Origin of the sequence: Alistipes sp. An116, assembly GCF_002161005.1 — a bacterium.
In the GTDB taxonomy this organism is placed as follows: domain Bacteria; phylum Bacteroidota; class Bacteroidia; order Bacteroidales; family Rikenellaceae; genus Alistipes; species Alistipes megaguti.
The window spans coordinates 1-14,558 of the sequence record NZ_NFLR01000008.1 but is presented as its reverse complement, the minus strand read 5'-3'; the positions used below and the strand labels follow the sequence as shown (position 1 = coordinate 14,558).

At 58.6% G+C, this 14,558-nt stretch carries 7 protein-coding genes; 1 reads left to right on the top strand and 6 read right to left on the bottom strand.

The window, feature by feature from the left end; genetic code table 11:
• Nucleotides 1-10: 10 nt before the first annotated feature.
• Genes B5E60_RS06955 through B5E60_RS06940 form a run of 4 tightly spaced genes read right to left on the bottom strand, consistent with a single transcriptional unit; the run spans nucleotide 11 to nucleotide 8,022 of the window.
• Nucleotides 11-3,088 carry a SusC/RagA family TonB-linked outer membrane protein gene (locus B5E60_RS06955; RefSeq protein WP_087310688.1) on the bottom strand — a complete coding sequence of 1,026 codons (3,078 nt, stop codon included), beginning with the start codon at nucleotides 3,086-3,088 and terminating at the stop codon, nucleotides 11-13.
• Nucleotides 3,089-3,142: 54 nt separating this feature from the next.
• On the bottom strand, nucleotides 3,143-4,255 hold the full coding sequence (locus tag B5E60_RS06950) for a glycoside hydrolase family 43 protein (protein ID WP_087310686.1): 1,113 nt from the start codon (nucleotides 4,253-4,255) through the stop codon (nucleotides 3,143-3,145).
• A gap of 25 nt (nucleotides 4,256-4,280) precedes the next feature.
• Nucleotides 4,281-6,143 carry an alpha-1,3-galactosidase-related protein gene (locus tag B5E60_RS06945; RefSeq protein WP_087310684.1) on the bottom strand — a complete coding sequence of 621 codons (1,863 nt, stop codon included), beginning with the start codon at nucleotides 6,141-6,143 and terminating at the stop codon, nucleotides 4,281-4,283.
• Nucleotides 6,144-6,156: 13 nt separating this feature from the next.
• Nucleotides 6,157-8,022 carry a hypothetical protein gene (locus tag B5E60_RS06940; protein WP_239403262.1) on the bottom strand — a complete coding sequence of 622 codons (1,866 nt, stop codon included), beginning with the start codon at nucleotides 8,020-8,022 and terminating at the stop codon, nucleotides 6,157-6,159.
• 206 nt (nucleotides 8,023-8,228) lie between these two features.
• Here B5E60_RS06940 and B5E60_RS06935 point away from each other — a divergent pair, with 206 nt between their 5' ends.
• Complete coding sequence (locus tag B5E60_RS06935) at nucleotides 8,229-12,179, top strand: hybrid sensor histidine kinase/response regulator transcription factor (protein WP_087310682.1); 3,951 nt, start codon at nucleotides 8,229-8,231, stop codon at nucleotides 12,177-12,179.
• Between the two features lie 433 nt (nucleotides 12,180-12,612).
• Here the strand turns inward: B5E60_RS06935 and mobB are convergent, their stop codons facing one another.
• Nucleotides 12,613-13,794, bottom strand: a complete 1,182-nt coding sequence (gene mobB / locus B5E60_RS06930) for a conjugal transfer protein MobB (RefSeq protein ID WP_239403261.1) — start codon at nucleotides 13,792-13,794, stop codon at nucleotides 12,613-12,615.
• The gene (locus B5E60_RS06925) at nucleotides 13,779-14,195 is read right to left on the bottom strand and encodes a plasmid mobilization protein (RefSeq protein WP_087310893.1); all 417 of its coding nucleotides are present in this window, start codon (nucleotides 14,193-14,195) and stop codon (nucleotides 13,779-13,781) included. Before B5E60_RS06925 ends, mobB begins: the two co-directional genes overlap by 16 nt.
• Between the last annotated feature and the right edge of the window lie 363 nt (nucleotides 14,196-14,558).

The following is a 14,558-nucleotide window of genomic DNA, read 5'->3' as shown; positions in this document are numbered from 1 at the left end:
TCGGATAGGCTTAAAAGGTTACGTTGAGTCCGGCCGTGAAGGTGCGGACCAGCGGATAGTCGTAGATGTTGGTTGCGTTGACGCCGGCACGCTCCGGATCGAATCCCTTGTAGCGGGTGAGCGTGAAGAGGTTCTGTCCGCTGACAAAGATGCGCAGGCCCGAGAGGTGGATCTTCGCGAGCCACTCCTTGGGGAAGGTATATCCGATCTCGAAGTTTTTCAGACGCAGGTAGGAGAGGTCCTCGACATAGTATTCCGACTTGATCGAGGCCCGTTGGCTGTCGATGTAGACGCGCTGATAGGTGTTGTTGGGGTTTTCGGGGGTCCAGCGCTTGGTCATCCAGGCCGCGGAGTTGTATCCGTTGAAGAAGGGCGATACGAGCTCGCCGGAGCTCCAACCCTCACCGCCGTAGACGCCCTGGAAGAAGGCCGTGACGTCGAAACCCTTCCAGCGAGCCCCGAGGTTGAACGAGTAGAGGAAATCGGGGTTGGGGTCGCCCAGCGCGACGCGGTCATGGTCCATATCGATGATGCCGTCGCCGTTCTGGTCCTTGAAGCGGATATCGCCGGGAGCGGCGATCAGTCCCGAGTAGGAGTTTACGGGATTTCCGTCGCGGTCGAACGTTTGCAGATGGTTGTGAATCTCCTCGTCACTCTGGTAGATGCCTTCGATGGCATATCCGTAGAGGGTGTTGATGGGCCGTCCCTCCTCGAGGATGATGCCCGTCGTGGAGTTGAGGATCGGGCTCTGACCTTTCAGGTCGAGGATCTCGTTGCGGTTGAACGAGATGCTGGCCCCGGCCGAAAACTCCCATTCGCGGAACATCTTGTTGTAGGAGAGGGCGAACTCACAGCCGACGTTGCGCATGCGTCCGGCATTCTTCCACGGGTCCTCGGTGAATCCGAAGATGCCCGAAACGGGGAGCTGCATCAGGATGTCGTCGGTCTCCTTGACGTAGAAGTCGCCGGTGAAGGAGAGCGATCCGAAGAGCCGCAGGTCGGCTCCGATGTTGTATTGCGTGGTGGTCTCCCAGGTCAGGTCCTTGTTGGCGATGTAGGAGGTGGCGGCGCCGGTTGCCTGCTGGTTCTCCCAGATGTAGTTGCACGAGCCGATCGAGAGGATGTCGATACCGGCGTAGGAGCTCCAGATCTTCTCGTTTCCGAGCTGGCCCCACGATGCGCGGAGTTTCAGTTCGTCGATCCAGCGTACGCCCTGCATGAACTTCTCCTCGGAGATGCGCCATCCGGCCGAGAACGAGGGGAAGAGACCCCACTTGTGTCCAGTGGCGAATTTCGACGATCCGTCGTAACGGACGTTAGCCTCGAAGAGGTATTTCTCCTTGTAATCGTAGTTGAAGCGTCCGAACAGGGAGAGACTCGTCACCTCGGTTTCCCAGCTGGAGTTCTTCTGCGTGGCGGGGTCTCCGACTTCGAGCGACGGAAGGTTGGTCGTCAGACGCGTGCGCGAAGCCTTGTAGTACTTGTTGTTCCACTGTCCCTGCTGCCATCCGGCCATCGCCTTGAAATGGTGGTTCTCGCCGGCCGTGGCCCAGTAGGAGAGGGTCACATAACTGGACAGATTCCCGTAACGGTAGGTCGACTCGGTGATCGACGATTCGCGGGAGTTGCTTTCGCCGATGGTCTGCGATCCGTCGGCGCCGGTGAAGACCGTATAGAGCTCGACGTCCGGGGCGTAGATCTGCCCCGTTTCGGTCGTCCGGTCGAAGTTCACGGCACCTTCCAGTTTGAGGTTTTTCAGCAGCGAGAGCTGGATGTTGATGTTGCCGCTGAAATTCCCGATGTCGGTCTGGTTGTATCCGCCGGCTTCGCGTGCGGCATCGTTATAAAACCAATCCGTCCATCCGTATCCCTCCATTTTCGCATTAACCATCGGAGTCATAGCGACAATTCGATAGAGAGTGCTTCCAGTCCCGTCTACAAGATCGGTCTTGATGCCCGAATAGCCGGCGATGTTGGTCGAGATTTTCAGCCGGTCGTTCAGCAGCGAGCTCGACGCGTTCATGCGGAAGTTGTACTTGTCGAACTCCGTTCCTTCGAGGATACCGTCCTGTCCGAGATAACCCATCGACAGCGTGTAGGCCAGCTGTTCGGACCCTCCGGCGAGCTTGACATAGTGGTTGTGCAGCACGGCGGGCTTGAAGTAGAAATCCGCCCAGTCGCGGTCGGGATAGAGGGCCGGATCGCTGCCGTCGAAGTGGTCGATATAGCTCTGGCTGTACCGGAGCTGCTGCCCCGAGTTGAGGCACGCCTCGTTGTAGAGCGTCATGTAGTCGACCGCCCCGAGGAGTTCGGGATAGCGGGTCACCTGCTGCACGGAGACATAGCCGTTGTATTCGACCGAAAGCTGCCCTGCGCGGCCCTTTTTCGTGGTGATCAGGATGACGCCGTTGGCGGCCTTGTTACCGTAGATGGCGGCCGAGGCGGCGTCTTTGAGCACCGAGATCGACTCGATGTCCTTCGGGTCCACCTTGTCGAATGAGGATTCGAAACCGTCGATGATGATCAGCGGCGACGAGTCGTTGAGCGTACCGATACCGCGCACGGTGATCGTACCGCTGTCGGCGCCGGGCTGTCCGGAGGTCTGCGTTACCTGTACGCCGGTGACCTTGCCTTGCAGGGCGAGGGAGACGTCGGTGATCGGCCGGTTCTTGAAGTCGAAGGTCGAGACGGTGGCGATGGCGCCGGTGAGCTTCTCCTTGCTGGTCGAGCCGTATCCGACGACCACGACGTCGTCCAGGGAGAGGGCATCCTCCTCGAGGACGATATCCAGACCGGTGAGGGCCCGGGTCACCTTGAACTGCTGTTTCTTGTACCCGAGGTAGGAGACTTCGAGCGTCTCGCCGATCCGGGCCTGGATCGAGAAGGAGCCGTCCGACGCGGTCGTGGTGCCGGCCTGCCGCTCCTGCACGGCCACGACGACGCCGACGATGGGATTGAGCTGTTTGTCCGTCACCTTGCCCTGGATGCGGACCTCCGCGCCGGGTTGTGCGTGCGCGGCCAGGATGAAACATCCAGCCAGTGTCGCGAGCCACAAACGCAGGTGTTTGGAATAGCTGAATTTCTTCATTTTTGATTGTTTTTAGGTTGGTAAATTTTGCTCATATTCTGTTTTTTTAGGTGGTCACTCTTCCCAGCGCCAGCGGTCGTGCCACTCGACGCGGAAACGCTCGCCGTCGAACCGGACGGGAAGCCAGACGTAGCGCCCGTCAGCGGCATTCTCGGGGTTCCAGCGGTCGCCCATGTAGATGCAGCGGTCGGTGCCGGCGACAGTGAACAGGAAGGTGCTCTGCGAGTCGTAGGTCGTCTCGGCCAGCGGCCCGGAGCAGGGGTTTCCGCACTCGGTCCACGGACCCCAGATCGAGTCTGCCACGGCCGATCGTGCGGCATTTGGGGCCCAACCCGTGCATCCGGACATCATCATCCAATAGCGCCCGTCGTGCTTGACGATGGCGGGGGCCTCCATGAACCTCCCGACGAAGAAGCGGGCGTAGCGGCCGCTGTGCGAGAGGTAGTCATCCGTGAGCTCGGCGATGTGGAGCGTGCTGTTCTCCTCGGACGAATAGATATGGTAGGCGCGTCCGTCGTCGTCGACGAAGAGCGTCATGTCGCGGGCCATCTGACCGCCGGCCAGGTCGCGCCCGACGATGTTCAGCGAGTCGGGATGTTCGGGCAGGCTGCCGCCGTCGAACCGCATTCCTTCGGCACGGCTGGGGCCGGCGTGCAGCGGCAGGGCGTTCACCGGGTAGTGCCCGGCGTTGGGCCGCACGGCTTTCAGAAACCGGTACGGACCCGTCGGGCGGTCGCTGACTGCCACACCGCTCATCGCGCCCGTATAACCGGCCCCTTTCGGTTCGAGATGAAACCACATGACATACTGCCCGGTCCGGGCGTTGCGGATGACCTTGGGGCGTTCGAGGATGCAGCCCTTCTCGATGGGGCTCCCGGAGCCTTCGGGCTCCACCGGCAGGACGATGCCTTCATCCTGCCAGTCGTAGAGGTTCGTCGACGAATAGCAATGGACGCCGACCTGGGCAAGGTTGCCGGCCGTACCTTCGACCTTGTGTTCGCCGAACCAGTAGTAGCGTCCGCCGTCGTAGAGGATGCCGCCTCCGTGGGCGTTGATGACGGCGCCGTCGGTGTCGGTCCATACCGCCCCGGGGCGGTATTCCGGACACGAGCACCCTCCGAGCAGGAGGAGTGCTGCGATGAGTGCCGTGAATCTGTTCTTGTACATGGCGTTCGTGTTTTCAGGAGGTTTCTTACTGTTTGTAGAAGAAGGTGTTGGGTTTGTTCACCACGGCGGGTGCGAATCCCGGCTGACGGGGATCCAGCCGGACCGTGTCGCAGGCCACGGCACTGATCTCGACTGTGCGGTCGCCCTCGAAACGATTGCCCGAGATGTCGACCTCCCGGCAGTATTGCAGGTCGATGTAGGAGAGCCCGTCGAAAATCGGCGGATAGTCCCGGCTCTGGATGAAATGGTTGCCGGTGATTTCCAGTCGGTCGACACTCAACGCATAGATGACCTGCGAATCGAAGGTCCGGACGATATTGCCGGTGAAGACGATGCGTCCGTGGTAGCGGAAATCGTTGCCGCGGCCCTCGGTCAGGATTTCGGGGGATATTTGCAGCACCGACTGGGGATTTTCGCCACCGGTCCCGAAGTTGACGAAGGTGTTGTTGCGGATGAGCACGTCGCGCACGCTGCCCGACTCGAACCAGGAGTTGGCGTCGCCGGCAATCAGTACGCCGGCCATCATCGACGAGAAGTAGTTCTCCTCGACGACGACCCGACCCGGTGTGGAGATCAGGATGCTGCGGGCGCGGTTGTTGCGCACCGTACAGCGTCGCATCTCGACGGCGGGCATGTGACAGGGGTTTTCGACGGCGAGGAGTTCGGGCAGCGAGTCGGGAAGTTCGGAGGCGGAGCGAATCTCCCAGCTTTCGTCGTCGAGCGACCGGGCTTCTTCTGCCACGAAGGTGCACAGCGGGCGGAGCGAGATACGGTCGATGAGCCGCAGCGTGTCACCCTTGCGCGCGAAGTCGAATCCCTGCTGTTGGACGTGCCCGAAACGGGCCGTGAGGAGCCGCCCTCCGCGGATTGAGTCGACGCGCAGGTAGGTTCCGTGAACGTTCGTCGCATCGTCGAGCATGTTCTCGAAGAGACAGCCGTCGAAGCGGATCGTACCGCGGCAGTTGACGAAGTGGGTGGCGTCGGCCGATGCGGAGATGAAGCGTCCGGAGCCCTCCCGCAACCGGACGTCGAAGCCGTTGAGCGAAATCTCCTCCGAATTTTCGCAGATCAATGCCATGGCACCCGAGGCATGGATGACGCTCTGTTCGATGGTCAGACCGCGCGTGGCGTGCACGACGATGCCCGGGTAGTGTCGGTTTTCGCGGAACGGTCCCTTGTCGGCGAAGATGGAGCCCACGGGCGGGAGTTCCGGCGAGAGGAATCCGAAGAGCCGGACCGTATCCTTGCCGAGCATCTCGGCCTTCAACTGTCCCTTCCAGTAGGGGTGCAGGAAGCGGGCCGTGTTGTAGTAAGGGGCGCGGGTTTCGGGATCGAAGACGATGTTGTCGCCCTGGGTGCGCTCCCAGTCGTATCCGGAAAAGTGCAGGGCCCCGTCGACGACCCGGACGGGATTCTCGCTGGTGATTTTCAGATCGACGCCCCGGATCTCGGGGTGCTGGGCGATCACGCGGCCTTCCAGCACGAACGGAAAGTCGTAGTCGAACGTCAGGCCGCGGAGCGTCACCTCCTCGCAGTTGGCGATGTAGAAGGGTACGATCGCTCCGTGGAAGCGGAATTCGGTGTTGTTCCCGCAGATGGTGATCCGGCGCATGCCGTCCAGCGGGAAGGCGATGCGTTTGGTCCCGTTGTCGTTGTTCGAGACCCGGAGGAAGCGCTCTTCGGCCTCTTCGGGGTAGAAGTCATAGACGCCGGGATCGAATTCCAGCCGGATCTCACCCTGCGGATGTTCCCGGAGGATTTCGCGGATGAGGGAGGTGTAGTCCGTACGGCCGTCGAGCGGAACGGAGATCTGCCGCACATGCTGCCCGCCGCACCCCTGGAACAGGAGGCCGAGAAGGACCACGAGATACAAAAATGGCAATTTCATGATTATCGATCGGTTAGTTTGGGGTGATTTCGAAAGTTCGAGCCCCGGACTGTACGATCTCCGAGGCGCGCATGTGGTCGATGCAGATGTTATGTCCCGGGAAGTCGGGGCTCAATCGGTTGTGACTAATCCGAACCTTGCGGCATCCGTCCAGATAGAGGTTGCAGGGACGGTAGAAGGGCTTGAACGTGCGTGTTCGTTCCAGCGTGTTCCGCGAGAAGGTCAGCCCCTCGACCGAGCGGGCGAATAGCACGGCGTAGTCGAAATGCCGGAACGTATTGCGTTTGATGCGGATGTTACGATGGTAGGCTGCAACCGTCTCGTCTGCTGGCCGGAAGGAGGGCGAGATCGAGATGACACCTTCGCCCCAGCCCCATGGAGCGTCGATCAGGTTGTTGCCCGAGCTGTAACAATCTTCAAAGATGTTGTCGCGGATGACCACATCCCCGACGGCGCCGGACTCAAACCACAGCTCCGTATCACCTTCGATCAGCACAGCGGCGCCGGCCGAGCGGAAATAGTTGTGTTCGATGCGCACCCTGGCGGGGGTGGTCACCAGAATCGAACGCCCGCGGTTCTGTTTGAGCATCCGACAGTTGCGGACGATCAGCTTCGGACAGAGCGAGGCGTTTTCCAGAATGTGCCCCGCAGCGATCCGTCCGGCGACAGGCTCCTTGAAATGTAGGAGATAGTCGCGCGATCCCTCGATCGGGCTTGTGCCGAGGGCCGTCAGCGGGCGGCTTCGCTGCATGGTGGCCGTGTCGAGAGCCCAGACCCGTTCGCCGGGGCGGAATCCCGAGTCGCGGCCCGTGGGGGCGATCCGCACGGTGTGGTCGTCGCAGACCTCCGTGACCGGGGCGTACATGCCATGGATGTTGGTGAAATCATCGCCCGAACCGCTGACCGAACAGCCGTCGAAGAGGATCGTGCCCGTACAGCCGATGAAATGGGTGGCGTCGGCAATGGTGCTGAACATCCGCCCGGCCTGCTCGTCGGCGACGATGTCGAGTCCGATCATCGCGATGTTGCGCGTGCGGACAGCGAAGACGCCGCAACTCAACGTATGGTGAATGGTGACCTCCTCGATGCGGACCTGTTCGCTGTCGAAGATCTCGATGCCGTTGACGATATAGCGTCCGTGGTGGAAGACGATGACCGTTCCGGAGTCGGGCTTCATGGCCGGGCGGTAGTGGAACCGCACACGGTTGCCTCCGAGGTCGGAGACCCGGGCCTGGAACATATCCCGGCCCAGCGGTACGTCACGCGTCTGATAGACCAACTCATGGGTCTTTCCGTCGTAGAGGTTGGCGTATTCGGGGACGATGCGCTGGATGCCGTATTCGCCGATGAAGACGAGCGAATCGCCCTGTACGGCGTAGGGATAGCGGAGCGTGTCAATCTCCATATCAAGATAGGTATCCGTGGCCCGGACGATCGTGGCCTGCGAGTTGTAAGGGCGCTGCCAGTCGATCCGCAGGTTCCGGATCGTGATGTTCCGGGACTCCATGAGCCGCAGAGGTTTCATCAGTCCGTGGAAGATCCAGTCGCAGCCCTGCCCGTCGATTTCGACGTTCCGCATCCGTTCGAGATCCAGCGCCGTGGTGGGTTTCCCGGCGTCCTGTCGCTGCGGGTCGGGGAAGAAGTCGTAACGCCCCGGAGCGAACCGGATCTGCAATGCCTTGTCGTTGCGGTGTTCATCGAGGATCTTCCGGATGATCGGAAGCGCGTTTTCACCCGTGCCGGGGTGCAGCCCGTAGTCGGCGACGCGGACAACCCCCTTCCGGGTCGCGTTGCCGGCCGTGGCGTGCGGGCATCGGACGAGGATGCCGACCGACAGCAGAAGCAGCGAGCTGATAAGGATGCGCTGTGTGGAATTCATGGTCTGATTCGGGTTTTGTTTGCAACAAAATTAAAAGAACTCCGGCGGCTCGTGCTATCCCGTTGTTTAGAAAGATTGCGGCTTCGATTAGGGGTTTGCTTGACGATGTGTTTTGAACAAACAGATATGTTTCGTGAACAAAAATACAAGCTTCGGATGGCCGAAAATACAAATTTATATCTTAACTTTCGGGAAAAACCAACCGGATGAAACACTTTTCGGCCCTTTTTTTCTGCCTGCTTCTCCGCCTCCTGCCTGTCTGCGCACAGCACGAAGGCGAAATCTGGAACTATGAACATTTAAGCAAGAACGACGGGCTGTCGAGCAATCGCATCACGGCGTTAAGCGATGACCGTTACGGCCGGATTTGGGTCGGAACCTCCCAGGGACTGGATATTTACGACAGCCGTTCGCTGAAAGAAGTCGAACCTTATGCCGGTCTGGAAATCTGCTCGCTCCACGACACGGGTGATCGGATCCTCATCGGGACGACGCTCTTTGCCGAGGCCTATGACTATGCGAGCGGCCGTTTTTCGCGCTTGACGTGGAATGGTCGCGATGTGGGGTATGTCCGTACGATTCTGCAAGTCGACAGTACGGTGCTGCTTAAAACCCAGAACCGGATTTACCGCTGCGACAGCGACCGGCTGACGCTTGTTGCCGACGGAACTCCTTACGAATACATGTGCTGCGACAAATTCGGACAGCTGTGGGGATTGACGAAGGACCGGGTCTATCGGATCGACCGCTCGTTCGAGGTTGCTGCGACCTACAAACTGGCGAGTGTCGACCGCTCTCCGCTGGTTGGGGTTCAGCTCTACGCCGACTCGAAGGGATGCGTCTGGGTCGGGACCGTCAAGGACGGCCTCTATCGCTACAACCGGACAAAGGACGAATTCCTGCACGAGCCGATTGCGGCCCGTTTCGGGGTGTCGGAGATCGAGAACATCGCCAGCTTGAACGAAGACCGTTACGACCGCCTCTGGATTGGCCATAACAACGGTGTTTCGGTCTATGACTACAACAACGACTTTTTCTGCAACTACGTCTGCGAACACAATGACAATGCGGTGCTGAATACCGTGGTTGCCATCTTCCGGACCCGGCGTCAGGACATGCTGCTGGGGACCTATTTTGCGGGGCTCTTTTCGATCGGCGAACTCGAATCCGGCGTCGAGTTTCATACGCTCGGCTCGGTCGGTACGCATCGCTCCCGGAACGTGACGGCCAACGGCATTCTGCGCGACGAACGGGGCAACTGGTGGGTGGCGACCAACAGCACGGGAATCGACGTGCTGGACCCTTCGGGCAACCTTGTCCGGCGCATTTCGAGCCGTACGCACGGCATCAACGACAATATCCTCGCCTTGCAGCAGGACCGGCTCGGGAATCTCTGGGCGGGATCGTTGTCCAGCGGGCTCTACCGTTTCCGGGCCGACGGCTCGGTTCGTCTCTATACGCGCCGGACCGACCGCCCCGGGTCGCTTTCGGGAAGCAACGTCCTGGCGCTTTGCCCGCTGAATGCCGATACGATGTTCGTGGCACACGAGAAGGGAATCGACATCTACCGTTACGCCACCGACGATTTCGCGGTGCTGTACGAATGCGGGGCGGAGGATTTCGCCTTTTATGATGTTTTCACGCATGGCGATACGGTCTGCTTCGTCAATTTCAAGTCGGTCGTCTGTTTCGACCGGGCTTCGGGTCGGGTCTCCGAATACAAGGCTCCCGAATCGAAGGGGATCGCGCCCTATTTTCAGAGCGGATGGATGGATGCCTCGGGGCGGTTGTGGCTGGGAACGACCAAAGGGGAGGTGTGGTGCTTCGAGTCCGGGCGCTTCGCTCCGGTGGTGCAGGGCCATCCGAAGATCAACGGCGGCATTGCCGGCATGCGCGGCGATGCGGACGGGCATTTGTGGCTGGTGGCGGGCAATGACCTCCTCCGGTTGGACTCCCTCGGGGAACTGCGCCGTTACAGCCTTGCGAAGGGGATGGGAACCAACGAGTTCAACGTCCGTTCGTCCTATGTAGGCCCGGATGGCGGGATCTGTTTCGGAACGACGAGCGGACTGGTCTCATTCCATCCGTCGAGGTTGGAAAGCCGCCCTTCGCAGCCGGTGACCCTGTTCCTCTCCGGCTTGAAACTCGCCGACCGCCCGGTGCCGGTGGGTGCCGGTGTGCTGGACCGTCCGCTCAACGAGACGAAAGAGATCGTCCTGGCCCACGACCAGCGGTTCGTGACCTTCGAGGTCTCGGTGATCGACTACGATGTTTTCCGCACGTCGTCCTATGCGTGCCTTTACCGGTTGGAGAATTTCGATGACAACTGGTATGAGCTGGGCCCCCGGCAGGAGATCTCCTATACGGGACTGCCGACGGGACGTTACCGGCTTGCGGTGCGTCTCGTGGCCGATGACGGGACGCTGCTCGAAGAGCGGCGGATTGTCGTCCGGGTTCGCCCGCCGGTGTTGTTGAGCGGTCCGATGATCGGTCTTTACGTCGTGGTGCTGGGGCTTGTGGTCTGGCAGTTCGTGCGGCTGCTGCGGCGGCAACGTTTCGCCCGCTCGCTCGTCGAGCAGGCGCGCCGGGAGCAGGAGACGCGTTCGCGGATCAATGCCCTGAAACTCGACTTTTTCAGCTTCATCACCTACGAGTTCAAAACCCCGCTGTCGGTGCTTTCGACCTTGCAGGACTCCGTGCTCCCGCCTCCGGGCGGGGATCCCGGCAGTGATCCGGAGATCTTCCGGCGCAATATCAAACGGCTCGGCTTCCTGGTCGATCAGTTGCAGGATTTCCGCAATATCGAATCGCGGAACATTGCGCTCTCGATCCGCAAATACGACTTCGTGCCCTTCCTCGACGGCATTTACCGGAGCTTCGTACCTCTTTACGACCGCAAGCAGATCGTACACGGGTTTCTCTCCGAGGTCGGGAGTTTGCCGATGCTGTTCGACGCGGCGAAGATGGAGATGATGCTGGGCAACCTGCTGGGCTATACGTTCAAGTCGGTCCCGACGGGCGGGGAGTGCCGTCTGCGGCTTGCCGTCGACGGGGAGCGGGCCGTGGTCGAGCTCTTCCACAGCGGGCCCTGCATGAGCGAGGAGCAGCGTCAGGCCATTTTCCGTTCCTATGATGCCGGCTGTCTGCCGGAGAGCGGGATCGGGCTGGCTCTGGTCAAGAGTATCGCGCAACTGTTCGACATGCGGCTTTCGGTCGAGGCGGTCCCGCAGCAGGGCAACCTGTTCCGGATCGAGATCCCGCTCGTTTCGGACAATGGGGCGGTGACCGAACAGCCGGAAGCCACGACAGGGATTGTTGACCGGATCGTGGACCATACGATCGGTTTCGAGGAGGCTTCGCAACCCTGCTTCCTCGATGCCGACGGACACCGGAAATTCCGGATCCTGCTCGTCGAGAACGATGCAGACTCCAAACGGGTGCTGACCAAGCGTTTGCAGAAACATTTCCATGTGTCGAGCGTGGCGACGAGTGACGAGGCGCTGCTGTTGCTCAAATCCCAGAATATCGACGTGGTTATCTGCGACATGCAACTGTCGGGCACGAGCGGGGCGGATCTGTGTGCGATGATCAAGCAGTCGAACCGTACGCGCCACATTCCGGTGATTCTGGAAAGTTTTGAGTTCTCGGGCGAGAACCGGATCCGGGCGTTGCAGTGCGGAGCCGATGCGATGTCCCAGAAGCCGATCAACTTGCAGGAGTTGTTCCTGCAACTGAACAACCTGCTGCGTACGAAAGATGTGCTGCGTGACTACTACCTGGTGGCGGGGAGCGCGGGAGTTCCAACCGGGGAGGTGAACAGCACCGACGAACGCTTCATCCTTTCGGTCACGAACTACGTTTACGGTCACCTGGACGATCCGAATCTCTCGGTTAACGATTTGGCGCAGCACATGAACGTGAGCCGTACGCAACTATACCTGAACATGAAGCGTCTGTTCGATCAGACGCCCTCGGTATTTATCCTGCAAATCAAGATGCGCGAGGCGGCAAAACTGCTCCAAACGACGGACAAAACTTCGTCAGAGATCTCCTACCAGCTAGGGTACTGCAATCCGAACCATTTCAGCCGGCAGTTTAAAGAGTATTACGGAGTTTCCCCTAGTGAATATAAACGAGCCAAAGGTGGGAATGAATAAATTTAATAAAACGAGTTCGTTGATATTTACAAACTTCCGAAAGAATAACTCTTTTGACAAAAATGCAAATTATTTATATTGATAGGTTTCACTCTTTTGCGAAAGAAATCTTTACTTACTAATGAAGGCTCTTATGGCAATATTTGAGCCAACAGAATTGATTGGTTTAAAGCGTAGTCGAATTAAAACGATACAATAATTGTAGATTTTAGAAACTGCCCGGAACGCCCGGACAGCAAAAGAGACAAGGCCGCCCTGTGCAAACGAGGACAAGAGCAGTTCTCTTGTCATCTTTGCATGGGGTGGCTATCTTGCTGGATCGGGCGGCAGTGACGGGTGTTCATTGAGCCTGTGTAGTATAAATATGAGGTTGGATCAGTGCCGATTCATGGACCTTTTCTTCCTTTTCCGAATCTGCTGTTGTTGCTCCTCCTCATAAGCCTGTACGTCCGCCAATTCCAGAACCGCATCCAACGGATGGATAGACGGCCCCGGCCGAAAAGATTCTTTTGAGGAAGACCTCTCCTGCTCCGAGGATTCCTGGAAGCCCCCCCCTACTCTTGGCTTCGGTATGGAACTGCTGTTCGAAGGCGTTAGCAGAGAAACTTCGGCCCAGCAGGGAGCCGTTGGCTACAATTTCCTGCTCATGGTCGATAAAGGTTACACCATAGATTCGTCCCGCAGCATTGAGGCGGAATACCGCATCAACGCCCTTGTCGTGCAGCCGCTCGCAGAACTCCGCCCGGCTGGAACTCCGCGCCATGCCATCCGCAATCTTTTCCCGCAACTCATCAAGTGCTCCGGGCTCCTTCAAAGCCGTTTTCGAACGCTCGTAGTAGCGTTGCAGGGCCTCATATCCGACATCCATCCCGATCCGGCTCGACTTGAACGGCGTCCCGATGCCATAGCCGTCGTCGGTCATGGTGCCGTAAATAATACCCGCAAAATTTCTGCCGTCGATAGTTCCCGTACGTTCTTCGACCGAAACGTTAAACCGCTCCAGCAGTGTGCGCAACTCACTGTAGGAGGAACATTTGTAATTTCGCAGGCACGCCCGCACGACAGACGACACCTGCCGCTTGACATTTCCATCGGGATAATTCACCTTCCGCAGGCCCTCCCTGTCCGTCTGTTCCTGGCCTTTGATGCTCGGGTGTAGCCCGTATTTTTGTTCGAGATCCCGCAGGATCGACATCGAACGATCATACTCGTGTGAGTCGGAGATCTTCCGACCCGTCGAATCAACTCGTAATGAGACAATGTGCAAGTGTTCGCGTGCAATATCTCCGTGTTTGAAGACAATGTAGGGCTGCTCTCCGTAGCCCATCCGCTCCATATATTCGCGGGCGATCTTGCCCAGTTGCTCATCGGTCAGACGGTCCTCGGGCGAGGGATTCAGCGAGACAAGGAAAACCGTATTGGTCGTTCGCCGGTTGGCCTGCAGAAAAGGTTCGAAGCTGGCCATGCATCGTTCGTGGCTCATGCGGCCTGCGCTATCGAACGGATCAAGCATCCGATTCCAGCAGAGCACCTCGGCCTGTCCCCGGTTGACCTTCTCCTCATTGTAGCGAATGGCTCCGCCGACGGTTGCTCCCGTCCTTATATTCGCAACCATCCTTCGGCCTGTTTGGTTAGATTCAGAATCTCGATACTCAACGCTTTCAGTTCGCGGGTATGCTGTTCCAGCGCAGCGATTTGGCGCGGAATCGAGATGTTGGAAAAGTGGCTGTTGATGGCCCAGACCACCTGATTGTAGTTGTTTCCGACGCGCTGGAACTGGAAATAAAGGTCGTTGAGTCGTGTCAGAAACTCGACCTTTGAAGGGTCACGGCGGATGACTTCGAAGCGCTCGGCAAAGAGTCGTTTGACAATAAACCGACTGTAGTTGTGTTCCAATCCGGCAGCAGCGAGCATTTCCTTAAACCGAATATTCTCCGCTGTTGTCAACTTGAAATTGTAACGATGGATTCTGGGAGCGGTAGCCGTTGGCCGACCGATTGGCTTTTGAGTCTTCATCCTATTATACAGCATATTCATGTGGCGCGACTTGGGAGCGTACCGCCTCGCAGAGCGAGCGTCTTTGTATGTCGAAATCATTTTCGACATACAAAGACACAGCTCGCTCCCGTCAGGCGACTGGTACAGTTTCGGCATCCGCAAAGGACAATTTCTCTCCTGAAAAAGCAACTCCGAAACGAAAAATCTCGGGCGGATTCTCCGCTGCAATATTACGAGGATCTTCAAGGATTAAAAAGCGCTCTTGTCGGCCATGAGAGGCCTCCGGAGGACATCGGGAATCAACCCCCGAAAACTGCATTACCTTGCAGGCAAACGTCCAACAATCCATCCATGAAACTGCTATTGTATTTGTTCATTGAT

Excerpts from the sequence above, each read along its gene's own strand:
- B5E60_RS06955 (WP_087310688.1), bottom strand. The coding sequence starts at position 3,088 with ATGAAGAAATTCAGCTATTCCAAACACCTGCGTTTGTGGCTCGCGACA.
- B5E60_RS06950 (WP_087310686.1), bottom strand. The coding sequence starts at position 4,255 with ATGTACAAGAACAGATTCACGGCACTCATCGCAGCACTCCTCCTGCTC.
- B5E60_RS06945 (WP_087310684.1), bottom strand. The coding sequence starts at position 6,143 with ATGAAATTGCCATTTTTGTATCTCGTGGTCCTTCTCGGCCTCCTGTTC.
- B5E60_RS06940 (WP_239403262.1), bottom strand. The coding sequence starts at position 8,022 with ATGAATTCCACACAGCGCATCCTTATCAGCTCGCTGCTTCTGCTGTCG.
- B5E60_RS06935 (WP_087310682.1), top strand. The coding sequence starts at position 8,229 with ATGAAACACTTTTCGGCCCTTTTTTTCTGCCTGCTTCTCCGCCTCCTG.
- mobB (WP_239403261.1), bottom strand. The coding sequence starts at position 13,794 with ATGGTTGCGAATATAAGGACGGGAGCAACCGTCGGCGGAGCCATTCGC.
- B5E60_RS06925 (WP_087310893.1), bottom strand. The coding sequence starts at position 14,195 with ATGAAGACTCAAAAGCCAATCGGTCGGCCAACGGCTACCGCTCCCAGA.